This is a genomic window from Burkholderia dolosa (genome assembly GCF_902499135.1).
Taxonomy (GTDB): Bacteria; Pseudomonadota; Gammaproteobacteria; order Burkholderiales; family Burkholderiaceae; genus Burkholderia; species Burkholderia dolosa.
Genome location: NZ_CABVPR010000074.1, coordinates 1 through 21,673, shown reverse-complemented (window position 1 = coordinate 21,673; position 21,673 = coordinate 1). Strand labels below are relative to the sequence as shown.

General features: G+C 66.7%; 20 protein-coding genes. 13 read left to right on the top strand and 7 right to left on the bottom strand.

All coding sequences use genetic code 11. The annotated features are described in order from the left end of the window. Positions 1-31: 31 nt before the first annotated feature. The 6 genes from BUB20358_RS24430 (at position 32) to BUB20358_RS24405 (ending at position 4,666) form a co-directional block, all read left to right on the top strand. The gene (locus tag BUB20358_RS24430) at positions 32-592 is read left to right on the top strand and encodes a cytochrome b (RefSeq protein WP_006765134.1); all 561 of its coding nucleotides are present in this window, start codon (positions 32-34) and stop codon (positions 590-592) included. Positions 593-600: 8 nt separating this feature from the next. Beyond that, positions 601-1,161 carry a YceI family protein gene (locus BUB20358_RS24425; RefSeq protein WP_006765133.1) on the top strand — a complete coding sequence of 187 codons (561 nt, stop codon included), beginning with the start codon at positions 601-603 and terminating at the stop codon, positions 1,159-1,161. Positions 1,162-1,225: 64 nt separating this feature from the next. After that, a complete protein-coding gene (locus BUB20358_RS24420) occupies positions 1,226-1,807 on the top strand; it encodes a YceI family protein (protein ID WP_006765132.1) in 582 nt (193 codons plus the stop codon). Between the two features lie 193 nt (positions 1,808-2,000). Continuing rightward, a complete protein-coding gene (locus BUB20358_RS24415) occupies positions 2,001-3,278 on the top strand; it encodes an MFS transporter (RefSeq protein WP_035973025.1) in 1,278 nt (425 codons plus the stop codon). 237 nt (positions 3,279-3,515) lie between these two features. Beyond that, positions 3,516-4,253, top strand: coding sequence for a LysM peptidoglycan-binding domain-containing protein (locus BUB20358_RS24410; RefSeq protein ID WP_035973023.1), 738 nt, complete (start codon positions 3,516-3,518; stop codon positions 4,251-4,253). 17 nt (positions 4,254-4,270) lie between these two features. After that, positions 4,271-4,666: a hypothetical protein gene (locus BUB20358_RS24405; protein WP_081293718.1), complete on the top strand. Its 396-nt coding sequence runs from the start codon at positions 4,271-4,273 to the stop codon at positions 4,664-4,666. A 436-nt stretch (positions 4,667-5,102) separates the two neighbouring features. Here the strand turns inward: BUB20358_RS24405 and secF are convergent, their stop codons facing one another. The 5 genes from secF to queA form a co-directional block, all read right to left on the bottom strand. Then, on the bottom strand, positions 5,103-6,053 hold the full coding sequence (gene secF, locus BUB20358_RS24400; RefSeq protein ID WP_006765129.1) for a protein translocase subunit SecF: 951 nt from the start codon (positions 6,051-6,053) through the stop codon (positions 5,103-5,105). Between the two features lie 17 nt (positions 6,054-6,070). Then, the gene (secD, locus tag BUB20358_RS24395) at positions 6,071-8,092 is read right to left on the bottom strand and encodes a protein translocase subunit SecD (RefSeq protein WP_006765128.1); all 2,022 of its coding nucleotides are present in this window, start codon (positions 8,090-8,092) and stop codon (positions 6,071-6,073) included. Positions 8,093-8,198: 106 nt separating this feature from the next. Beyond that, positions 8,199-8,522, bottom strand: a complete 324-nt coding sequence (gene yajC / locus BUB20358_RS24390; RefSeq protein ID WP_006401647.1) for a preprotein translocase subunit YajC — start codon at positions 8,520-8,522, stop codon at positions 8,199-8,201. Between the two features lie 279 nt (positions 8,523-8,801). Further along, entirely contained in the window at positions 8,802-9,989 is a 1,188-nt protein-coding gene (gene tgt / locus BUB20358_RS24385) for a tRNA guanosine(34) transglycosylase Tgt (protein ID WP_006765127.1), read from the bottom strand. 178 nt (positions 9,990-10,167) lie between these two features. Continuing rightward, a complete protein-coding gene (gene queA, locus BUB20358_RS24380; RefSeq protein ID WP_035973021.1) occupies positions 10,168-11,235 on the bottom strand; it encodes a tRNA preQ1(34) S-adenosylmethionine ribosyltransferase-isomerase QueA in 1,068 nt (355 codons plus the stop codon). Between the two features lie 162 nt (positions 11,236-11,397). Between queA and recG the strand changes: the two genes are divergently transcribed. The 7 genes from recG (at position 11,398) to ubiA (ending at position 19,648) form a co-directional block, all read left to right on the top strand. Beyond that, positions 11,398-13,776 carry an ATP-dependent DNA helicase RecG gene (gene recG, locus BUB20358_RS24375; RefSeq protein ID WP_006765125.1) on the top strand — a complete coding sequence of 793 codons (2,379 nt, stop codon included), beginning with the start codon at positions 11,398-11,400 and terminating at the stop codon, positions 13,774-13,776. 123 nt (positions 13,777-13,899) lie between these two features. Further along, positions 13,900-14,859 (top strand): hydrogen peroxide-inducible genes activator, encoded by a 960-nt coding sequence (locus BUB20358_RS24370; RefSeq protein WP_006765124.1) that lies wholly within the window; start codon positions 13,900-13,902, stop codon positions 14,857-14,859. A gap of 190 nt (positions 14,860-15,049) precedes the next feature. Beyond that, a complete protein-coding gene (locus BUB20358_RS24365; RefSeq protein WP_165802999.1) occupies positions 15,050-15,187 on the top strand; it encodes a hypothetical protein in 138 nt (45 codons plus the stop codon). A gap of 291 nt (positions 15,188-15,478) precedes the next feature. Further along, positions 15,479-17,665: a catalase/peroxidase HPI gene (gene katG, locus BUB20358_RS24360; protein ID WP_006765123.1), complete on the top strand. Its 2,187-nt coding sequence runs from the start codon at positions 15,479-15,481 to the stop codon at positions 17,663-17,665. A gap of 124 nt (positions 17,666-17,789) precedes the next feature. Further along, positions 17,790-17,963 carry a hypothetical protein gene (locus BUB20358_RS24355; RefSeq protein ID WP_094190630.1) on the top strand — a complete coding sequence of 58 codons (174 nt, stop codon included), beginning with the start codon at positions 17,790-17,792 and terminating at the stop codon, positions 17,961-17,963. 117 nt (positions 17,964-18,080) lie between these two features. Next, positions 18,081-18,569, top strand: a complete 489-nt coding sequence (dpsA, locus tag BUB20358_RS24350) for a non-specific DNA-binding protein DpsA (RefSeq protein ID WP_006765122.1) — start codon at positions 18,081-18,083, stop codon at positions 18,567-18,569. 215 nt (positions 18,570-18,784) lie between these two features. Continuing rightward, complete coding sequence (gene ubiA, locus BUB20358_RS24345; protein WP_035973019.1) at positions 18,785-19,648, top strand: 4-hydroxybenzoate octaprenyltransferase; 864 nt, start codon at positions 18,785-18,787, stop codon at positions 19,646-19,648. A gap of 115 nt (positions 19,649-19,763) precedes the next feature. Here the strand turns inward: ubiA and proC are convergent, their stop codons facing one another. Next, entirely contained in the window at positions 19,764-20,576 is an 813-nt protein-coding gene (gene proC / locus BUB20358_RS24340; RefSeq protein WP_035973018.1) for a pyrroline-5-carboxylate reductase, read from the bottom strand. Between the two features lie 43 nt (positions 20,577-20,619). Next, on the bottom strand, positions 20,620-21,318 hold the full coding sequence (locus tag BUB20358_RS24335; protein WP_035973421.1) for a YggS family pyridoxal phosphate-dependent enzyme: 699 nt from the start codon (positions 21,316-21,318) through the stop codon (positions 20,620-20,622). Positions 21,319-21,673 lie beyond the last annotated feature (355 nt).

Below are 21,673 nucleotides of genomic sequence, written 5' to 3'. Positions count from 1 at the left end.
GCAGCCGTTCGTCGAACCGGGGAACTCCAACATGGCATCGAATTCGCTGCCGGCTGCGCCGGCCCGTTACACGCACACCGCGATTGCGCTGCACTGGCTGATCGCGCTGCTGATCGTCTGCGGCTTCGCGCTCGGCTGGGTCATGACCGACATTCCCGGCTTCACGCCGACGAAGCTGAAATATTTCTCGTGGCACAAGTGGATCGGCGTGACCGCGTTCGCACTCGCGGTGGTGCGCGTGCTGTGGCGCGCGACGCACGTGCCGCCGGCGCTGCCGGCCGGCATGCCGGCATGGCAGCGCGCCGGCTCGCACGGCGTGCATCTGCTGCTGTACGTGCTGATGCTGGTGATTCCGGCGACGGGCTACCTGTACAGCTCGGCGTCGAACATTCCGGTCGTCTATCTCGGCATCGTGCCGCTGCCGCGGCTGATCGATCCCGATCCGGCGCTGAAGGAAATCTTCAAGACGCTCCACGTGTCGTTGAATTACATTCTGCTTGCGCTCGTGTCGCTGCACGTGCTCGCCGCGATCAAGCATCAGCTGTTGGACCGCGACGGCCTGCTGTCGCGAATGCTTCCCTTTGCCAAATGAAGGATCCCATGAAAGTGTCTTTCTCCCGCTCCATGCTGGCCGCGCTCGCCGCGGTGTCGTTCGTCGCGTCCGGCGCGGCGTTCGCCGACGTCGATCTCGCGAAGAGCAAGGTGTCCGCGGTATCGAAGCAGATGAACGTGCCGACCGAAGGCGTGTTCCGGAAGTTTTCCGCGCAGGTGAAGTTCGACCCGGCGAAGGCCGCGCAGGGCAGCGCGCAGATGACGATCGACGTCGCGAGCTTCGACCTCGGCGACAAGATGTACAACGATCAGGTCGCCGGCAAGGACTGGTTCGACGCGAAGGCTTACCCGCAGGCGACGTTCGTGTCGTCGGCGATCGCGCCGGCCGGCGGCAACAAGTACAACGTGACCGGCAAGCTGACGATCAAGGGCAAGACCGAGAACGTGACGGTGCCCGTCACGGTCACGCAGAGCGGCGCGACGCAGACCTTCGACGGCGTGCTGCCGATCAAGCGCTCGACGTTCAACGTCGGCACCGGCGAATGGAAGGACACGTCGGTCGTCGCGGACGAAGTGCAGATCAAGTTCCATCTCGTCGCGACGAAGTAAGCGGCGGGTTGCTGCACCACCCGAATGCCGCGCGAGGGCGCGGCGCTGTTCCAAGGAGAATGAGTTGAAAAAGCATCTGATGATCGCCGCGGGCGCGCTGGCCGCTTCGCTGTCGTTCTCGGCATTCGCCGAAAGCGCGACGTACCAGCTCGATCCGAGCCACACGTACCCGAGCTTCGAGGCCGATCACTTCGGCGGCCTGTCAGTCTGGCGCGGCAAGTTCGACAAGTCGAGCGGCACCGTGACGCTCGACCGCGCGGCGAAGACGGGGACGGTCGACGTGACGACCGAGATCGCGTCGATCCACACCGGCAGCGCGAAGCTCGACGAGCACCTGCAGACGCCGGACTTCTTCGACGCGGCGAAGTATCCGCAGGCGACCTACAAAGGGACGATCAAGTTCGACGGCGACAAGCCGGCTTCGGTCGTCGGCAACCTGACGCTGCACGGCGTCACGAAGCCGCTGACGCTGAAGATCGACTCGTTCAAGTGCATGCCGCATCCGATGCTCAAGCGTGAAGTGTGCGGCGTCGACGCGGTCGGCGAATTCAACCGCGACGATTTCGGCCTCGACTACGGCAAGCAGTACGGCTTCAAGATGAAGACGAAGCTGCTGATCACGGCCGAAGCCGTCAAGCAGCAGTAACGTGCGGAGCCGGGCCTGCCGCTGCGCGGGCCCGCCGTGTGCCGTGCAGACCGCCGCGTTTCCCGTTCGGGGCGCGGCGGTCTTTTTTTGCGCGCCTATAATCGCGCGAGCGCCCGGTGGCGCGACGGCGGGCCCAGCCGCGCGACAGCGGCGCGGCCCGCGACGCAGAAGTACAACGACAAGGAGATCGCCGATGCATGCCGTCACGCCGTCCCGTTCCATAGCCTCGTCGCCGCGCGTGTGGCGCGCGGTGATCGCCGCGTCGATCGGCAATGCGCTCGAGTGGTTCGATCTCGTCGTCTACGGCTTCTTCGCGGTGACGATCTCGAAGCTGTTCTTTCCGGCCGGCAACGACACCGTGTCGCTGCTGCTGACGCTCGGCACGTTCGGCGTGTCGTTCTTCATGCGCCCGCTCGGCGCGATCGTGCTCGGCGCGTATGCCGACCGCGCGGGGCGCAAGGCCGCGCTCACGCTGTCGATCCTGCTGATGATGGCGGGCACGCTGATCATCGCGGTGCTGCCGACCTACGGCACGATCGGCATCGCGGCGCCGCTGATCCTCGTCGCCGCGCGGCTGATGCAGGGGTTCTCGGCCGGCGGCGAGTTCGGCAGCGCGACCGCGTTTCTCGCCGAGCACGTGCCGGGGCGGCGCGGCTTCTTCGCGAGCTGGCAGGTCGCGAGCCAGGGTTTGACGACGCTGCTTGCGGCCGGCTTCGGCACCGTGCTGAACGCGCAGCTCACCGCCGCGCAGATGGCCGCGTGGGGCTGGCGCGTGCCGTTCTTCTTCGGGCTGTTGCTCGGGCCGGTTGCGTACTACATCCGCACGAAGGTCGACGAGACGCCCGAGTTTCTCGCGGCCGAAAGCACCGCGAGCCCGCTGCGCGACACGTTCGCGTCGCACAAGGCGCGGCTCGTCGCCGCGATCGGCGCGGTCGTGCTCGGTACGGTCGCGACGTATCTCGTGCTGTTCATGCCGACCTACGGCGTGAAGCAGCTCGGTCTTGCGCCGTCGGCCGCGTTCGCGGCGATCCTCGTCGTCGGCGTGATCCAGATGGCGTTCGCGCCGCTGGTCGGTCACTGGTCGGACCGCTACGGCCGCGTGCGCGTGATGCTCGCACCGGCGCTCGGCATCCTCGTGCTGATCTATCCGGCGTTCGCGTATCTGGTCGCGCATCCGGGCTTCGGCACGCTGATCGCGCTGCAGGTGCTGCTCGCGGTGCTGATGACCGGCTACTTCGCGGCGCTGCCGGGGCTGCTGTCCGAGGTGTTTCCGGTGCAGACACGCACGACCGGGATGTCGCTCGCCTATAACGTCGCGGTGACGATTTTCGGCGGCTTCGGGCCGTTCATCATCGCGTGGCTGATTCGCGAGACCGGGATGAAGACCGCGCCGAGCTTCTACCTGATGTTCGCGGCGGTGCTGAGTCTCGTCGCGTTGATCGTGCTGCGGCGGCGGTTCGGGTTCCGGTGACGCTTCGGTGAGGCGCGGGCGGCGCAGTCAGCCGCCCTTTGAGGCTGCGGTTGTTTGTACTGCCAAGCGCGCCGCTATGTGGCCGCGCTCCTCGGTTGATAGCATTCAGCGATTACCGCTGGCTCAAAGTGAGTGATGCCGAATTCAGTCACGTCTTATGGCGATTTTGTCCCGCGCTTTGTAGAGTCGTGCGGGATATTTAGCACGCCACCCGGCAATTACCCGGAAAGGACTGATATGGCGGTTCAAGCACCACCGAAGACGGGCTTCGAGAAATGGCAGGACGGCATCGACAAGGCCGTAGGCAATACCAGATGGGATTCTTGGGATTGCGAAATCCGGATGGCAGTCGATGAGTATAACCGTCATCTTTCTGGGACAGCAGGGTATAGGCCGTTGGATTGGCAGCTTATCAAGGCGATGGTATGGGTGGAGACCGGTGCGGAAAGCAGGAAATGGGGATCGAATCCAATGCAAATCGGGAACCCCGGGGATCCGGGGTTGAGATCGCTGCTAGCGGGCAATGAGGGCGGTGATTTGATTATTCCTGCAGCATGGAAAGATCGATTGACGGCAGGTGCGGCAACAACCATGGGTGCCTACAACATCCGTGCCGGAATTGGTTACCTGTTGATGCGTATGGCGAACTATGCGATCAAGAGCGTTCCGGATTCAGATAGCGCTACCTATGAAGTGAATGTGCAGGCGGGAGACAGCATCTCCAAAATTGCCAAGGCAAAGGGCAGTACCGTGGAGATCATGCAAAAACTCAATCCTGCTGCGCATATATTGAGGCCCGGCCAGACATTGAAGTATCGGAAGGCATCGCTGAGGAAAGTTATCGTTGGCTGGAAAATAATCACAACGTCGAGCATTGCAACAAGCTATAACGTTGGCGATTCGATGTATGCCAAGAAGCTCGACTATGCGTTGGCACTGATCCGGAACGGGGAGGCAGCGATATGCGCATACTAGCGGTCTTGGTGCTGTGTATGTCCGTCGCAACTTTGTCAAGTGCGGTGGTCGCTGCCGACGACGCCTTTGCAGGTGTCTTCCGGGGAACCGGCAGAGCCTGTTCCGGTGCACTCTATGTACGCGCCAAGACAATCGAGTGGAATTCGAGCTACAGCATCTGCAAGTCATCGTCCTACGAAATTCTGGAAAAAAAACTCGATGGCGAGCGAGAGCGAATGGTGTTTCGTTTGAAAAATCGCAGTAGTCGATGCCGTTATTCCGTCGTCGAAGTTGAGCGAGCAGGCGGTTACAGCTGGAATGTGAGCGGCTACCAGTCTTTGGAAGGATTTCGGAAAAGGGATTTGCCGGAATGGAGCAACTCGCCATTCCCAGAAAGGCAGATATTGTCGTGCTTAATGACCGGGCCGGATTGAGTTGGAATCTGGAATCGTATAGACAAGTTAGCCTTCCGGCTCGCAGACTGGCTTCGCCGGCATCAACCATGGTTTAGCATCGACCGTCCAATTGCGTGCCCTGCCAGCGCATTGAACGCCTGTTGGAGCTGCGAGTCGGTGAGCGTGCCGACTTCGCGCTGCTCGTGCAGCGTCTGCCGCACCTTGCGCGCCGACGCGAACGGTTCGGAGGCGGCTCGGTCTGCATACGGAGCGCGAGATCGAGCTCCCTGTATGACCGCGGCACACCGGCCACGTCCGCATCGCGATGCGCCGGCAAGAGCCAGGCCGGTACGACGCTGTCGCCGGCTACCCGTGCTGTTGCGCCGCGAGAGCAGGGCAGCGACGCCCGGCCCGCATGAAAAAAGGCCGGTCCAACAGGACCGGCCTTCGTATATCAACCGAAACGGCGCACCGCTCAAACCTGCGCGCCCGCGTTCGGATCGTCCGGATCGTGTGCGACCTTCTTTTCCTTGATCAGGTCTTCGCGCTTGATGCCGAGCCACATCGCGAGCGAGCCCGCGACGAACACCGACGAGTAGATGCCGAACATGATGCCGACCGTCAGCGCGAGCGCGAAGTAGTGCAGCGTCGGGCCGCCGAAGAAGAACATCGACAGCACCATCATTTCCGTCGACGTGTGCGTGATGATCGTCCGCGACATCGTCGTCGTGATCGCGTGGTTGATCACCTCCTGCACGCTCATCTTGCGTTCGCGGCGGAACGTTTCGCGGATCCGGTCGAAGATGACGACCGACTCGTTGACCGAGTAGCCGAGCACCGCGAGGATCGCCGCGAGCACCGCGAGCGAGAACTCCCACTGGAAGAACGCGAAGAAGCCGAGAATGATCACGACGTCGTGCAGGTTGGCGATCACGCCGGCGACCGCGTACTTCCATTCGAAGCGGAACGACAGGTAGATCACGATGCCGATCACGACGCACGCGAGCGCGAGCAGCCCGTCGGTCGCGAGCTCGCGGCCCACCTGCGGGCCGACGAACTCGACGCGCTGCAGCGTGACGTCCGGGCTCTGCGCCTTCAGCGCGGTCATCACCTGTTCGCTCTGCTGCGCGGACGTCAGCCCCTGCTTCAGCTGCAGCCGGATCAGCACGTTGCGCGACGTGCCGAAATTCTGCACCTGCGCGTCGGCATAGCCGAGCTTGCCGAGCGTGTCGCGCACCGGTTCGAGCTGCGCGGCCTGCTGATACTGGACCTCGATCACCGTGCCGCCGGTGAATTCGACGGACAGGTGCAGCCCGCGGTGGAGCAGGAAGAACACGGCGGCGACGAACGTGACCAGCGAGATCACGTTGAACACCAGCGCGTGCCGCATGAACGGAATGTCTTTACGGATGCGGAAAAATTCCATGGTCTGTCTCCGGCGCCTTATTGGGTCGAGCCCGGTTTCTTCGGCGACACGCCGGGCTGCGCGCGATTGCGCAGCTGCGGCTTGCCGGCGCGCGGCGCGTTGCCCTTCGCGGGCGCGGCCGGCTTGGCCGCGCGCGCGGTGTCGGTCGATTCGTCGGCCGCGGCGAACGCCGCGCCGGCAGCGGCGCCTTCCGGCCGCCACACCTGGCCGATCGCGAGCGACTTCAGCTTCTTGCGGCCGCCGTACCAGAGGTTGACGATCCCGCGCGAGAAGAACACCGCGGAGAACATCGACGTCAGGATGCCGAGGCAGTGCACGATCGCGAACGCGCGCACCGGACCCGAGCCGAACGCGAGCAGCGCGAGGCCGGCGATCAGCGTCGTCACGTTCGAGTCGAGAATCGTCGCCCACGCGTGTGCGTAACCGGCCTGGATCGCGAGCTGCGGCGGCTGGCCCGCGCGCAGTTCTTCACGCACGCGCTCGTTGATCAGCACGTTCGAGTCGATCGCCATGCCGAGCGCGAGCGCGATTGCCGCGATGCCGGGCAGCGTCAGCGTCGCCTGCATCAGCGACAGCACCGCGACGAGCAGCAGCAGGTTCACCGACAGGCCGATCACCGAGATCACGCCGAACAGCATGTAGTACGCGATCATGAACACGGCGATCGCGCAGAAGCCCCAGATCACCGAGTGCACGCCCATCCTGATGTTGTCGGCGCCGAGGCTCGGGCCGATCGTGCGTTCCTCGATGATGTCCATCGGCGCGGCGAGCGAGCCGGCACGCAGCAGCAGCGCGAGGTCGGCCGCGGCCTGCGGCGTCGGCTGGCCGGTGATCTGGAAGCGGTCGCCGAGTTCGGACTGGATCGTCGCGACCGTCAGTACTTCGCCCTTGCCCTTTTCGAACAGCACCATCGCCATCGGCTTGCCGATGTTCTCGCGCGATACCGCGCGCACCGCGCGGCCGCCCGCCGAGTCGAGGCGGATGTTGACCGACGGACGCTGGTGTTCGTCGAAGCCGGCCGACGCGTCGATGATGCGGTCGCCGGTGAAGATCACGTCCTTCTTCAGCAGCACCGGCACCTGGTTGCCCTGCGTGAACAGTTCCTCGCCGGGCGGCACCGGATCGTTCGGGTTCGGGTGCGTGTTGATCGGATCGGCGAGGCGCGCCTCGAGCGTCGCGGTACGACCGATGATGTCCTTCGCCTTCGCGGTGTCCTGCACGCCGGGCAGCTCGACGACGATCCGGTCGTTGCCTTGCTGCTGCAGGATCGGCTCGGACACGCCGAGCTCGTTCACGCGGTTGTGCAGCGTGGTCAGGTTCTGCTTGAGCGCGGCTTCTTCCACCGCCTTCTGCACGGCCGGCGTAAACGTGCCGACGACCTGCGTGCCGCCGCCGCCGGGCTGCGTCGCCCACTGGAGTTCGGTGATCGACGCGGCGAGCGCCTTGCGTGCGTCTTCGGCCGTCTGCGCGTCGCTGAAGTTGATGACGACGGACTTGTCGACGCGGCTCACGCCGCCGTCGCGGATGTTCTTGTCGCGCAGCAGCGTACGTGCGTCGGACGCGTCGGAATCGAGCTTCTTCGTCAGCGCGCCGGTCATGTCGACCTGCAGCAGGAAGTGGACGCCGCCGCGCAGGTCGAGGCCGAGATACATCGGCAGCGCGTGCAGCGCGGTCAGCCAGCGCGGCGACGCGCTCTGCAGGTTCAGCGCGACGACGTACTGCGGATCGTTCGGGTCGGCGTTCAGCGACTTCTGCAGCAGGTCCTTGACGCGCAGCTGCGTATCGGTGTCCTTCAGGCGCACGCGAATGTTCGCGTTGGTCGCCGTGTTCTCGAACGTGATGTCGTCCGGCTTGATGTGCGCGGACGCGAGCGCGGATTCGACCTGGGTCAGCGTGGTCGAGTCGAGCTTGACCGTGGCCTTGCCGCTCGACACCTGCACCGCCGGCGCTTCGCCGAAGAAATTGGGCAATGTGTACAGAAAGCCGATGGCGAGCGCCACGACCATCACGACATATTTCCAGAGTGGGTAACGATTCATGAGGGGGCCGAACGGGTGGTTGGCGTGAAAACGTCGCGTCCGGCGCCGCGACGGCCTGCTCGCTCAGGCAGGTTCGACGCGGGGAGCCGGACGCGCGGTGCTGGGCTTACAGCGACTTGATCGTGCCCTTCGGCAGAATGGTCGTGACGGCTGCCTTCTGCACGGTGATTTCGGTACCCTCGGCGATCTCGACGCCGATGTAGCCTTCGCTGACCTTCGTCACCTTGCCGACGAGGCCGCCGCTCGTGACGACTTCGTCGCCCTTGGCCATGGCGGCGAGCATGTTGCGGTGCTCCTTCTGCCGCTTCATCTGCGGACGGATCATGATGAAGTAGAGCACGGCGAACATCAGGATGAGCGGCAGGAAGCTCATCAGGCTCGATTCGGCGCCACCGGCACCTTGCGCGAAGGCATTGGAAATGAACGGCACGTTGGTCTCTCCGTAGGGGAATATCGAAAATTAAGCCGGTTATTCTACCACCGGCCCCATGCGCAAACGGCGCGGCAAATGCGCTTTCGGATCAAGCCGTTAAAGCATGTACCGCGGCACGTACCGGTGCCGTTGCGACTGCGTGGAAAGGCAATTGTAATGTTTGGCGGACCGGACCGGCAGTTCGGACGCGCGGTTTAGTACAGGTCTTATGCGACGGGACGACATACGGCATGCCGCGCCGCGCGCCGTATCGCGTGCGTACGGCACGCCGTCCCGTCAGTCGACGCCTGTCGCGCGGTCCTCCGCGAAGCGCTGGCGGAACGCATCGAACGTATGCGTCTCGATCGCGCTGCGGATCTCGCTCATCAGCTGCAGGTAGTAGTGCAGGTTGTGGATCGTGTTCAGCTGCGCGCCGAGGATTTCGCCGACGCGGTGCAGGTGATGCAGATAGCCGCGCGAGAAGTTGCTGCACGTGTAGCACGTGCAGCTCGGGTCGAGCGGCTTCAGCGAATTCTTGTGCGTCGCGTTGCGGATCTTCACGTCGCCGAAGCGCGTGAACAGCCAGCCGTTGCGCGCGTTGCGGGTCGGCATCACGCAGTCGAACATGTCGACGCCGTTCGCGACGCCTTCGACGAGATCCTCCGGCGTGCCGACGCCCATCAGGTAGTGCGGCTTGTTCGCCGGCAGCTTCGGGCCGACGTGCCGCAGCACGCGCATCATGTCTTCCTTCGGCTCGCCGACCGACAGCCCGCCGATCGCAAGGCCGTGAAAGCCGAGCTCGGACAGGCCCGCGAGCGATTCGTCGCGCAGGTCCTCGAACATGCCGCCCTGCACGATCCCGAACAGCGCGTTCGGGTTGCCGAGCCGGTCGAACTCGTCGAGCGAGCGCTTCGCCCAGCGCAGCGACATGCGCATCGAGTCGGCCGCTTCCTTGTGGGTGGTCGGCACGCCGTCGGTCGCATACGGCGTGCATTCGTCGAACTGCATCACGATGTCCGAGTTCAGCACCTTCTGGATCTGCATCGACACTTCCGGCGACAGGAACAGCTTGTCGCCGTTGATCGGCGATGCGAACGTGACGCCGTCCTCGGTGATCTTGCGCAGGTCGCCGAGCGAGAACACCTGGAAGCCGCCCGAATCGGTCAGGATCGGCTTGTTCCAGCCCATGAAGCCGTGCAGGCCGCCGTGCGCGTCGATCGTGTCGAGGCCCGGGCGCAGCCACAGGTGAAACGTGTTGCCGAGGATGATCTGCGCGTTGATCTCGTGCAGCTCGCGCGGCTGGATCGCCTTCACGGTGCCGTACGTGCCGACCGGCATGAAGATCGGCGTCTCGACGACGCCGTGATTGAGCTTCACGCGCCCGCGGCGCGCGTTGCCGTCCGTCGTCAGCAGTTCGAATTCGAGCCCGTCGGCCGGGCGGTCGTATACGGGGGCGTGCGTGTCGTGGGATGAACCTTCGGTCATCGCGTCGTTCTCCTTGCCACCGGAAAGCGCTTTGTGCGGGAGCCGGACGTGCGCCGAAGCGCCGGCTCCGGATCGGCAGGTCCGGTGCATGTTGCAAGCGCCGCCGGGATGCCGGCGGCGGGGTAAAAGCGGCGTGCGCGCCATCGTGGCGCGCGGCCGGCAAAAGGGGCGGCCGCGCTTACGCGGGCGGCGCCTCCGGCGTGTCGCGCCGCGTGAGCAGCATCGCGTCGCCGTAGCTGAAGAAGCGGTAGCGCCGTTCGATCGCGTGGCGATACGCGGCGCGGATCGTCTCGATCCCGGCGAACGCGGACACCAGCATCATCAGCGTCGACTTCGGCAGATGGAAATTCGTAATGAGGCGGTCGACGACGCGGAAACGATAGCCGGGCGTGATGAAGATGTCGGTCTCGGCCTGCGTCGCCGCGAGCGGGCGGCCCGCTTCGTCGGCACTGCGCGCGGCCGCTTCGAGCGCGCGCAGCGACGTCGTGCCGACCGCGATCACGTTGCCGCCGCGCGCGCGCGTCGCCGCGATCTTGTCGACGAGCGACTGCGGCAGGTCGTACCACTCGCTGTGCATCTTGTGCTCGGCGATGTTCTCGACGCGCACCGGCTGGAACGTGCCCGCACCGACGTGCAGCGTCAGCGTCGCGCGCTCGACGCCCATCGCGTCGAGCTTCGCGAGCAGCGGCTCGTCGAAGTGCAGCCCGGCCGTCGGCGCGGCGACCGCGCCCGGATTGCTCGCATAGACGGTCTGGTAGCGCGTCTCGTCGGTCGCGTCGGGATCGTGCTCGATGTACGGCGGCAGCGGCAGGCGGCCGTACCGCTCGATCAGATCGAGACACGGTTGCGGAAAGTACAGCGTGAAGAACGGCTCGACGCGCTCGCCGACCGTCACGTCGAATGCGTCCGCGAGGCGCAGCGTGGTGCCGGCGCCCGGCGACTTGCTCGCGCGGATCTGCGCGAGCGCCGTATGCGTGCCGGTCACGCGCTCGACCAGCACCTCGATCTTGCCGCCGCTGGCCTTCTGGCCGAAGAAGCGCGCCTTCAGCACCTTGGTATCGTTGAACACGAGCAGGTCGCCGCGCGCGATGCACGACGGCAGTTCGGCGAAACGGCGATCGACGAGGCGCGCGGGCTCGACCGCGGGATCGACGTCGAGCAGCCGGCTCGCGGTCCGCTCGGGCAGCGCGGTTTGCGCAATCAGCTCGGGCGGCAGATTGAAATCGAAATCGGAAAGCGTGAACATGCGGAGTGGTTCGAAGCGGCCGGCGGGCGCCGCCGGCACGGCGGAAACGCGTAAATGGGGCGCGCGAGCCGCTATGATGGCGGGATGCGCGGCCTGGCCGGCGTCGTTCGTTCGGACGACGTGAAAGCCGCTATTGTACTTGCGAAGCACCCTGACGATCCGATGCCTGTGTCACCACGCCGTTCCGCCGCCGTCGTTGCCGATTCCGCCGACCCGCTCGATCCGTTCGACGCGGCCGACGTTGCGCCGTCCGCGCGCGGCGCGGGCGCACACGCGGAACCGCCGAACGCACGTGCGCAGGCGGCTTCGACGCGCCGGGTCGCGCCGAAGCGCGGCGCCGACGGGCGGCTCGCGCAGCCTGCCGCGGCCGCGTCCGATGCGGACGAACGCGAGCCGCGCGCCGAAGCGAGCGACGAAAGGGCGAGCGACACCGGCGCGTCGGGCAAGAAGCGCACGAAGAAGGCCGCCGCCGACAAACCGCTGAAAACCGCCGACAAGCTCGCGAAGCTCGGTCTCACGCGCTCGATCGATCTCGTGCTGCATCTGCCGATGCGCTACGAGGACGAGACGACGCTCACGCCGATCGGCGAGCTGCTGCCCGGCGGCGTCGCGCAGACGGAAGGCGTCGTGATCGACAACGAGGTCGCGTACCGGCCGCGCCGGCAGCTCGTCGTGAAGATCCGCGACGACGACGGCGAGCAGCTCGTGCTGCGCTTCCTCAATTTCTACGGGTCGCAGGTCAAGCAGATGGCGGTCGGCCAGCGGCTGCGCGTGCGCGGCGACGTGCGCGGCGGCTTCTTCGGGATGGAGATGGTGCATCCGGCGGTGCGCGTCGTCGAAGCCGATGCGCCGCTGCCGCAGGTGCTGACGCCCGTGTATCCGAGCACGGCCGGCGTGTCGCAGGCGTATCTGCGCAAGGCGATCGACAACGCGCTCGAGCGCACGCCGCTGCCCGAGCTGCTGCCGCCCGAGATCGATCGCGCGTACCTGCAGCCGCTCGGCGTGCCGTCGCTCGCGCAGGCGGTGCGCATGCTGCATCACCCGGGCGTCGATGCCGACGAGGCCGCGCTGATGGACGGCTCGCATCCGGCATGGACGCGCATCAAGTTCGAGGAGCTGCTCGCGCAGCAACTGTCGCTCAAGCGCGCGCACGAGGAGCGCCGCACGCGCGCGGCGCCCGCGATGCCGCGCCGCGCGGCGGCCGATGCCGATGCGCTGACCACACGGCTGTACGCGGCGCTGCCGTTCAAGCTGACCGGCGCGCAAGCGCGCGTGGTCGACGAGATCGCGCACGACCTCACGCTGCCGCATCCGATGCAGCGCCTGCTGCAGGGCGACGTCGGCAGCGGCAAGACGGTCGTCGCGGCGCTCGCGGCCGCGCAGGCGATCGACGCCGGCTACCAGGCCGCGCTGATGGCGCCGACCGAAATCCTCGCCGAGCAGCACGCGCGCAAGCTGCGCGCATGGCTCGAGCCGCTCGGCGTGTCGGTTGCGTGGCTCGCGGGCAGCCTGAAGGCGAAGGAAAAGCGCGCGGCGATCGAGGCGGCCGCGCTCGGCACCGCGCAGCTCGTAATCGGCACGCACGCGATCATCCAGGACACGGTCGAATTCGCGCGGCTCGGCCTCGTGATCGTCGACGAGCAGCATCGTTTCGGCGTCGAGCAGCGCCTCGCGCTGCGCGCGAAGGCCGCGAACGCGGCGAACGGCGCGCGCGATTTTCAGCCGCACCAGCTGATGATGTCGGCCACGCCGATTCCGCGCACGCTCGCGATGACGTACTACGCGGATCTCGACGTATCGACGATCGACGAACTGCCGCCGGGCCGCACGCCGGTGCTCACGCGCGTGGTCGGCGACGCGCGCCGCGACGAAGTGATCGCGCGCGTGCGCGAGGCTGCGCTGACGGGGCGCCAGGTGTACTGGGTGTGCCCGCTGATCGAGGAAAGCGAGACGCTGCAGCTGCAGACGGCCGTCGAGACTTACGAGACGCTCGCCGCTGCGCTGCCCGAGCTGAAGGTCGGGCTCGTGCACGGCCGGCTGTCGCCGGCCGACAAGGCGGCGGTGATGGACGCGTTCACGCGCAACGACGTGCAGCTGCTCGTCGCGACGACGGTGATCGAGGTCGGCGTGGACGTGCCGAACGCGTCGCTGATGGTGATCGAGCACGCGGAGCGCTTCGGCCTCGCGCAGCTGCACCAGTTGCGCGGGCGCGTCGGCCGCGGCACCGCCGCGTCGGTGTGCGTGCTGCTGTACTCCGGGCCGTTGTCGATCGCCGGCCGCGAACGGCTGAAGACGATGCGCGAGACGACCGACGGTTTCGAGATCGCGCGGCGCGATCTCGAAATCCGCGGCCCCGGCGAATTCCTCGGCGCGCGGCAGTCGGGCGCGGCGATGCTGCGCTTCGCGAATCTCGAGACGGACGGCTGGCTGATCGAGCCGGCGCGCGAAGCCGCCGCGCGGCTGATCGCCGCGTATCCGGACGTCGTCACGCAGCATCTCGCGCGCTGGCTCGGCGCGCGCGAGCAGTACCTGAAGGCCTGAGCGCCGTCTGGGGCCGGATCCAAAGCGGCCGCGCACGCATTCCGACGCGCAGAAACTTGGCGAACCGGCGTCAGAGGGTGTATAAATTAAACCTATCGCCTCTATACATGTGATTGACCCACAATGACGCTGACTGAATTGAAATACATCGTCGCCGTTGCGCGCGAGCGGCATTTCGGCCGCGCGGCCGAAGCATGCTTCGTGAGCCAGCCGACGCTGTCGGTGGCGATCAAGAAGCTCGAAGACGAACTGAACGTGCAGATTTTCGAGCGCGGCGCGAGTGAAGTGAGCGTCACGCCGATCGGCGACCAGATCGTCACGCAGGCGCAGCGCGTGCTCGAGCAGACGTTCGCGATCAAGGAAATCGCGAAGCAGGGCAAGGATCCGCTCGTCGGTCCGTTCCGGCTCGGCGTGATCTACACGATCGGGCCGTACCTGCTGCCGACGCTCGTCAAGCAGATGATCCAGCGCGTGCCGCAGATGCCGCTGATGCTGCAGGAGAACTACACGCTGAAGCTGCTCGAACTGCTGAAGCAAGGCGAGATCGACGCGGCGATCATGGCGCTGCCGTTCCCCGAAACCGGGCTGATGGTGCGCCCGCTGTACGACGAGCCGTTCGTCGTCGCGTTGCCGGCCGGCCATCCGTGGGAGAAGCGGCGCGAGATCGACGCCGAAGACCTGAAGCAGGAAACCATGCTGCTGCTCGGCAACGGCCATTGTTTCCGCGATCACGTGCTCGGCGTGTGTCCGGAGCTGATGCGCTTCTCGCAGACGGCCGACGGGATCCAGAAGACCTTCGAGGGCTCGTCGCTCGAGACGATCCGCCATATGGTCGCGAGCGGCGTCGGCATCACCGTGCTGCCGCGGATGTCGGTCGCCGAGATCGGCCCGCGCGCGAACGGGCCCGATGCGGAACTGCTGTCGTACGTGCCGTTCAACGAGCCGGTGCCGGATCGCCGCGTCGTGCTCGTGTGGCGCAAGAGCTTCACGCGGATGCCGGCGATCGACGCGATCAGCGAAGCGATCGCCGCGTGCGAGCTGCCGGGCGTCGCGAAGCTCGACATGCCGACGACGATGAACTGACGTGCGACGCCGCAGTGCGTGCCGTAGTGCGTGCAAACGGGGCTTTGCGGCCCCGTTTATTTTTCGCTATTGCATAGATGAAATTTATCAAATTCAGAACGACAATAGATTGAAATAGAATCATTCGCATGGATCGGTTGATTGCGACGGCCGATTTGCACGTTGAATGCAAGTGTCAAAGGAGGATGTTATGATGCGGTCGATATTGCGGCATGCGCAGTGGAACGTTCCGGCGCGCGAAGCGGTCGTCAATCGCGCCAGGGCCGCGGCGCGCAGCCTGCGCCCGCTCGCGTTCGCGTATCTGGCGGACCGTGTGTACGGCGGCTGAGCGTCGTCGCGCGCCGGTCCTGTTTTTCCCGAATTCCGTCGTCGAGCCATGAGCGAGCATCGCATGTCCGAAAGCTGGAACCCCACACGCACGAACGGCACGACAGGTGCCGGCCGGCTGCGCGAGCGCCTGTGCGGCGGCGTTCGGCACTGCCCATCGCGCGACGCGCCGTAGGGCGACCGGGATCCGTCCATTCCGTTTCCACCCCGCAATGACGCTCTACGAACCGCGCCCGGCACGGTGCCGGGCCAGCCCGGTGCGGGCATAAGAGCAAGCAAAGGAGAAAAAAGCATGTCGAACGAAACCCAATGCCCGTTCCATCACGCCGCAGGCAGCGGCACGTCGAACAAGGACTGGTGGCCGAATCAGCTGAACCTGAACGTGCTGCACCGGCATTCGGCGCTGTCCGATCCGATGGACCCGGATTTCGATTACGCGGAAGCGTTCAAGAAGCTGGACCTCGCGGCGGTGAAGAAGGACCTCCACGCGCTGATGACGACGTCGCAGGACTGGTGGCCGGCCGACTTCGGCCACTACGGCGGGCTGTTCGTCCGGATGGCGTGGCACAGCGCCGGCACGTACCGGATCGCCGACGGCCGCGGCGGCGCGGGCGGCGGGCAGCAGCGCTTCGCGCCGCTGAACAGCTGGCCGGACAACGCGAACCTCGACAAGGCGCGCCGGCTGCTGTGGCCGATCAAGCAGAAATACGGCCGCAGCATCTCGTGGGCCGACCTGCTGATCCTGACCGGCAACGTCGCGCTCGAATCGATGGGCTTCAAGCCGTTCGGCTACGCGGGCGGCCGCGTCGACACGTGGGAGCCGGACGACGTCTACTGGGGCTCGGAAAAGATCTGGCTGGAACTGAGCGGCGGCCCGAACAGCCGCTACTCGGGCGACCGCGAGCTGGAGAATCCGCTCGCGGCCGTGCAGATGGGGCTGATCTACGTGAATCCGGAAGGCCCGGACGGCAATCCGGACCCGGTCGCCGCCGCGCGCGACATTCGCGAGACGTTCGCGCGGATGGCGATGAACGACGAAGAGACCGTCGCGCTGATTGCCGGCGGCCATACGTTCGGCAAGACGCACGGCGCGGGCCCCGCATCGAACGTCGGTCCCGAGCCGGAAGGCGCGGCCCTCGAGCAGCAGGGCCTCGGCTGGCAGAGCACGTACGGCACCGGCAAGGGCGCCGACGCGATCACGAGCGGCCTCGAAGTCACGTGGACGACGACGCCGACGCGCTGGAGCAACGATTTCTTCAAGCACCTGTTCAGCTACGAATGGGAGCTGACGAAAAGCCCGGCCGGCGCGCACCAGTGGGTCGCGAAGGACGCCGACGCGGTGATTCCCGATGCGTTCGATCCGGCGAAGAAGCACCGCCCGACGATGCTGACGACCGACCTGTCGCTGCGCTTCGATCCGGCCTACGAGAAGATCTCGCGGCGCTTCTACGAGAACCCGGACCAGTTCGCCGACGCGTTCGCGCGCGCATGGTTCAAGCTCACGCACCGCGACATGGGCCCGCGCGCCCGCTACCTCGGCCCCGAAGTGCCGGCCGAAGAACTGCTGTGGCAGGACCCGGTTCCGGCCGTCGATCACCCGCTGATCGACGACGCCGACGTCGCGGCGCTGAAGGCGAAGGTGCTCGCGTCGGGTCTGACGGTGTCGCAGCTCGTGTCGACCGCGTGGGCGTCGGCATCGACGTTCCGCGGTTCGGACAAGCGCGGCGGCGCGAACGGCGCGCGCATTCGTCTCGCGCCGCAGAAGGATTGGGAAGTGAACCGTCCGGCCGAACTCGCGGCGGTGCTCGAGACGCTCGAAGGCGTGCGCAAGGCATTCAACGACGCGCAGACGGGCGGCAAGAAGGTGTCGCTCGCCGACCTGATCGTGCTGGCCGGTGCGGCGGGCGTCGAGCAGGCCGCGAAGAACGCGGGCGTGACGGTGACCGTGCCGTTCGCGCCGGGCCGCATGGACGCGTCGCAGGAGCAGACCGACGTCGACGCGATGGCCGTGCTCGAACCGGTCGCCGACGGCTTCCGCAACTACCTGAAGCGCGCGTACAAGACGCCGGCCGAGGCGCTGCTGGTCGACAAGGCGCAGCTGCTGACGCTGACCGCACCGGAGATGACGGTGCTCGTCGGCGGGATGCGGGTGCTCGGCACGAACGTCGGCGATGCAAAGCACGGCGTGTTTACCGACCGTCCTGGCGCGCTGACGAACGACTTCTTCGTGAACCTGCTCGACATGCGCACCGAATGGAAGCCGGCGTCGGGCGCGAACGACGTGTTCGAAGGGCGCGACCGCGCGACCGGCGCGCTGAAATGGACCGGCACGCGTGTCGATCTCGTGTTCGGCTCGCACTCGCAGCTGCGCGCGCTGGCCGAGGTGTACGGCAGCGCCGACGCGAAAGAGAAGTTCGTGCGCGATTTCGTCGCCGCGTGGAACAAGGTGATGAACCTCGATCGCTTCGACCTCGCTTGAGCGGCGGCTGCGCGATTGCGCGATGAGCGCCGTCGCGCGCGGCGATCATGCAGTAACGGAAACGGCCGGTCGGGCGACCGGCCGTTTGTTTCCTGTCCCGATGCTTGTCGAAGGAGTGACGACCATGACGCAGATGATGCTGGACATGCGTGCCGCGTTCGCGGCGCCGGCCGTGCGCGCGCCGGCTGCGATCGTGCGGCGCTTCGTCGGCGTGGCGATCGTCGTCGGCGGCGCGGCCGTGCTGGCCGTACACGCGCTGCACGCGATCGCCGCCGGCGCGTCGATCGCCGGGGCGTGAGCGCAGCGTTTCGCGCACCACGCTACACTGGCAAGCCGCGAGCCCATGCCGCGCCGGCGGCACGCGGATTGCTCGACGCATTTTTCGGTTCAACATTTCGAATGAGGAGCCCCGAAGATGGCCAAGAAAGGCAATGCCACGCAAATCAACATCGGCATCAGCGACAAGGACCGCAAGAAGATCGCGGACGGCCTGTCGCGCCTGCTCGCCGATACGTTTTCGCTGTATCTGAAGACCCACAACTTCCACTGGAACGTCACGGGTCCGATGTTCAACACGCTGCACCTGATGTTCGAGGAGCAGTACAACGAGCTGTGGCTCGCGGTCGATTCGGTCGCGGAGCGGATCCGCACGCTCGGCGTCGTCGCGCCCGGCACGTTCGCGGAGTTCGCGCGACTGTCGTCGGTGCCGGAAGCTGACGGCGTGCCGGCCGCCGAAGAGATGATCCGCCAGCTCGTCGAAGGGCACGAGGCGGTCGTGCGCACCGCGCGCGAAATCTTCCCGATCGCGGACGCGGCGAGCGACGAGCCGACCGCCGACCTGCTGACGCAGCGGCTGCAGACGCACGAGAAGACCGCGTGGATGCTGCGCTCGCTGCTCGCGTAACGCGCTGCACGCCGCGGCTCCCGGCCGCGTTGCGCGGCCGGCCGCGGTAGAGCCGGTCGCGATCGACTCCGTCCCCCAGAGCGGCGTGCGCCGCAGCGCGGCTGCACGCCGCTCGCGGTCCATCGACTACCGCTTGTCGCGTGCGGGCCGCCCCGACATGACGCGGAGCACCGCGCGGCTCTAAAATGCCGGGGTTATCTCCCCGGTGCTTCGCGATGCTTGCCCGCTTTCCCCTCTATTTGCGGCTCGTCCGAATGGACAAGCCGATCGGCAGCCTGCTGCTGCTGTGGCCGACGCTCAACGCGCTGTGGATCGCATCGGACGGCCATCCGCGCTGGCCGCTCTTTGTGATCTTCGTGCTCGGCACGCTGCTGATGCGCTCGGCCGGCTGCGCGATGAACGATTACGCGGACCGCGATTTCGACCGCCACGTGAAGCGCACGGCCGACCGGCCGCTGACGTCGGGCAAGATCCGCGCATGGGAAGCCGTCGCGATCGCGGCGGTGCTGTCGTTCATCGCGTTTTTGCTGATCCTGCCGCTCAACACGCTGACGAAGGAGCTGTCGGTCGTCGCGCTGTTCGTCGCCGGCTCGTATCCGTTCATGAAGCGCTTCTTCGCGATTCCGCAGGCGTATCTCGGCATCGCGTTCGGCTTCGGCATCCCGATGGCGTTCGCGGCCGTGCAGGACACGGTGCCGCCGCTCGCATGGGTGATGCTGATCGCGAACGTGTTCTGGTCGGTCGCATACGACACCGAATACGCGATGGTCGACCGCGACGACGACATCAAGATCGGCATCCGCACGTCGGCGCTGACGTTCGGCCGCTTCGACGTCGCCGCGGTGATGGCGTGCTACGCGGCGATGCTCGGCATCTACGTGTGGGTCGGCATGACGCTCCGATTCGGCCCGGTGTACTGGGTCGGCTGGGCGGCGGCAGCCGGCTGCGCGCTGTATCACTACACGCTGATCAAGGATCGCGAGCGCATGCCGTGCTTCGCCGCGTTCCGCCACAACAACTGGCTCGGCGGCGCGCTGTTCGCGGGGATCGCCGCGCATTATCTGTTCGCGGCCAGCTGAGCGCGGCGCGCATGTCGACGAAAAAAGGCGGCTTCATCGAGCCGCCTTTTCGTTGATGGGCGGGAAAAGCGGCGGCACGGTCGCCGCGCCGCCGGCCGCCGCAGCGTGCCGGCGCTTACGCGCGCCCGAGCTCGTCGCCCATTTCCTTCGCGCGCGCCTCGGCCGCGAGCGCGCCGCGCACGATCGCTTCCTTCACACCCTGCGCGTCGAACGATGCGAGCGCGGCGGCCGTCGTGCCGCCCTTCGACGTCACGCGCTCGCGCAGCACGCTCGCCGGTTCGCCCGATTGCGCGGCGAGCTGCGCGGCGCCCGCGAACGTCGCGACCGCGAGCGCGCGACCTTGTTCGTCGTTCATTCCGAGCCGGCGCGCGGCTTCCTGCAGCGCTTCGATGAAATAGAACACGTACGCGGGGCCGCTGCCCGAGATCGCCGTCACCGCATCGAGCTGCGATTCGTCGTCGAACCACACGATGTCGCCGACCGCGCCGAGCACGTTCGACGCGAGTTCGCGTCCGGCCGCGTCGACGCCCGGCAGCGCGGCGAGGCCCGTGACGCCCATGCCGACGAGCGCCGGCGTGTTCGGCATCGTGCGCACGACGCGCGCATAGCCGCCGAGCCAGCGCGCGAGATCCGCGCCGCGGATGCCGGCCGCGATGCTGATCACGAGCTGCGTTTTCAGATGCGGCGCGAGCGCCTGCGCGACGTCCTTCAGCACCTGCGGCTTGACCGCGAGCACGATCGCGTCGTAATCGGCGAGCGTCGCGTCGACGGCCGCGCCGGTGCGCACGCCGAATTGCCGCGCGGCGCGCGCGCGGACTTCGTCGTTGATGTCGACGGCGTACAGCCCGTCGGCCGCGACGCCGCGCTTGATCAGGCCGCCGATCAGGGCCGCGGCCATGTTGCCGCCGCCGATGAATGCGATTTTCATGGTATCGATTGAGCGAGTGGATGAACGGAAAAGGAAGTGCGGCTCAGTGCGAATAGTCGCGCGCACCGAAGATCGCGGTGCCGACGCGCACGATCGTCGCGCCTTCGAGCACGGCCGCCTCGAGATCGGCGGACATGCCCATCGACAGCGTGTCGAGCGGCAGGCCGTCCGCGCGCAACGTGTCGAACAGCGCCCGCAGCGCGCGGTGCGGCGCACGCTGCGCGTCGGGATCGGCGGCCGGCTCCGGAATCGCCATCAGCCCGCGCAGCCGCAGCGACGGCAGCGCGGCGACCGCGTGCGCGACGTCGGCGACGTCCGCGGGCGCGACGCCGCTCTTCGATGCTTCGCCGCTGATGTTCACCTGCACGCATACGTTCAGCGGCGGCAGGTGCGCAGGGCGCTGGTCGGCGAGGCGCTGCGCGATCTTCAGCCGGTCGACCGAATGGACCCAGTCGAAGCGCTCGGCGACCGCGCGCGTCTTGTTCGATTGCAGCGGCCCGATGAAATGCCATTCGAGATCGGCGCGCAGATCGGCGAGCGCATCGATCTTGTCGATCGATTCCTGCACGTAGTTTTCGCCGAACGCGCGCTGTCCGGCCGCGTGCGCGGCGCGCACGTCGGCGGCGGGGAAGGTCTTCGACACGGCGAGCAGCGAAACGGACGAGGGATCGCGGCCGGCCGCGCGGGCGGCGTCGGCGATGCGGCGATGAACGGAGGCAAGACGGGCGGCGAGATCGGACATGACGAGCACGGAAGCAGGCACGAGAAACCGATGCGGCGCAGCGCGCGCCGCATCGGTGCGCTCATTATACGGACGCTGCTCGCGCGCCATGGCGCTCGGGCTCGTTCACGCCGACAGCGGGCTGCGCTGGCCGCCGGAAGGGCCGAGCGCAAGATCGCGGCTGCGCGAATGCCGCGCGTATTCGCTACGAGCATGACGCGGCGCTCGACCGTTCCGATGGACAATCCGACGAACGTTTTTTCAAACAGCGGGAGGCCCGCTACCGGCGTGAACCGACCCTAGTCAGTATGACTCCCGCGGGGCAAAGGCTGGCCTGCCGTGAGGAATCAAGCGCGGGTTAGCATTGCTGCCAGAG

Bases quoted from the DNA above. Each gene is read 5' to 3' on its own strand.
- BUB20358_RS24405 (WP_081293718.1), top strand. From the start codon at position 4,271: ATGTCCGTCGCAACTTTGTCAAGTGCGGTGGTCGCTGCCGACGACGCC.
- BUB20358_RS24355 (WP_094190630.1), top strand. From the start codon at position 17,790: ATGACGCAGATGATGCTGGACATGCGTGCCGCGTTCGCGGCGCCGGCC.
- ubiA (WP_035973019.1), top strand. From the start codon at position 18,785: ATGCTTGCCCGCTTTCCCCTCTATTTGCGGCTCGTCCGAATGGACAAG.
- BUB20358_RS24370 (WP_006765124.1), top strand. From the start codon at position 13,900: ATGACGCTGACTGAATTGAAATACATCGTCGCCGTTGCGCGCGAGCGG.
- BUB20358_RS24415 (WP_035973025.1), top strand. From the start codon at position 2,001: ATGCATGCCGTCACGCCGTCCCGTTCCATAGCCTCGTCGCCGCGCGTG.
- BUB20358_RS24335 (WP_035973421.1), bottom strand. From the start codon at position 21,318: ATGTCCGATCTCGCCGCCCGTCTTGCCTCCGTTCATCGCCGCATCGCC.
- proC (WP_035973018.1), bottom strand. From the start codon at position 20,576: ATGAAAATCGCATTCATCGGCGGCGGCAACATGGCCGCGGCCCTGATC.
- BUB20358_RS24430 (WP_006765134.1), top strand. From the start codon at position 32: ATGGCATCGAATTCGCTGCCGGCTGCGCCGGCCCGTTACACGCACACC.
- dpsA (WP_006765122.1), top strand. From the start codon at position 18,081: ATGGCCAAGAAAGGCAATGCCACGCAAATCAACATCGGCATCAGCGAC.
- BUB20358_RS24425 (WP_006765133.1), top strand. From the start codon at position 601: ATGAAAGTGTCTTTCTCCCGCTCCATGCTGGCCGCGCTCGCCGCGGTG.
- katG (WP_006765123.1), top strand. From the start codon at position 15,479: ATGTCGAACGAAACCCAATGCCCGTTCCATCACGCCGCAGGCAGCGGC.
- queA (WP_035973021.1), bottom strand. From the start codon at position 11,235: ATGTTCACGCTTTCCGATTTCGATTTCAATCTGCCGCCCGAGCTGATT.
- BUB20358_RS24410 (WP_035973023.1), top strand. From the start codon at position 3,516: ATGGCGGTTCAAGCACCACCGAAGACGGGCTTCGAGAAATGGCAGGAC.
- BUB20358_RS24365 (WP_165802999.1), top strand. From the start codon at position 15,050: ATGATGCGGTCGATATTGCGGCATGCGCAGTGGAACGTTCCGGCGCGC.
- tgt (WP_006765127.1), bottom strand. From the start codon at position 9,989: ATGACCGAAGGTTCATCCCACGACACGCACGCCCCCGTATACGACCGC.
- secD (WP_006765128.1), bottom strand. From the start codon at position 8,092: ATGAATCGTTACCCACTCTGGAAATATGTCGTGATGGTCGTGGCGCTC.
- secF (WP_006765129.1), bottom strand. From the start codon at position 6,053: ATGGAATTTTTCCGCATCCGTAAAGACATTCCGTTCATGCGGCACGCG.
- recG (WP_006765125.1), top strand. From the start codon at position 11,398: ATGCCTGTGTCACCACGCCGTTCCGCCGCCGTCGTTGCCGATTCCGCC.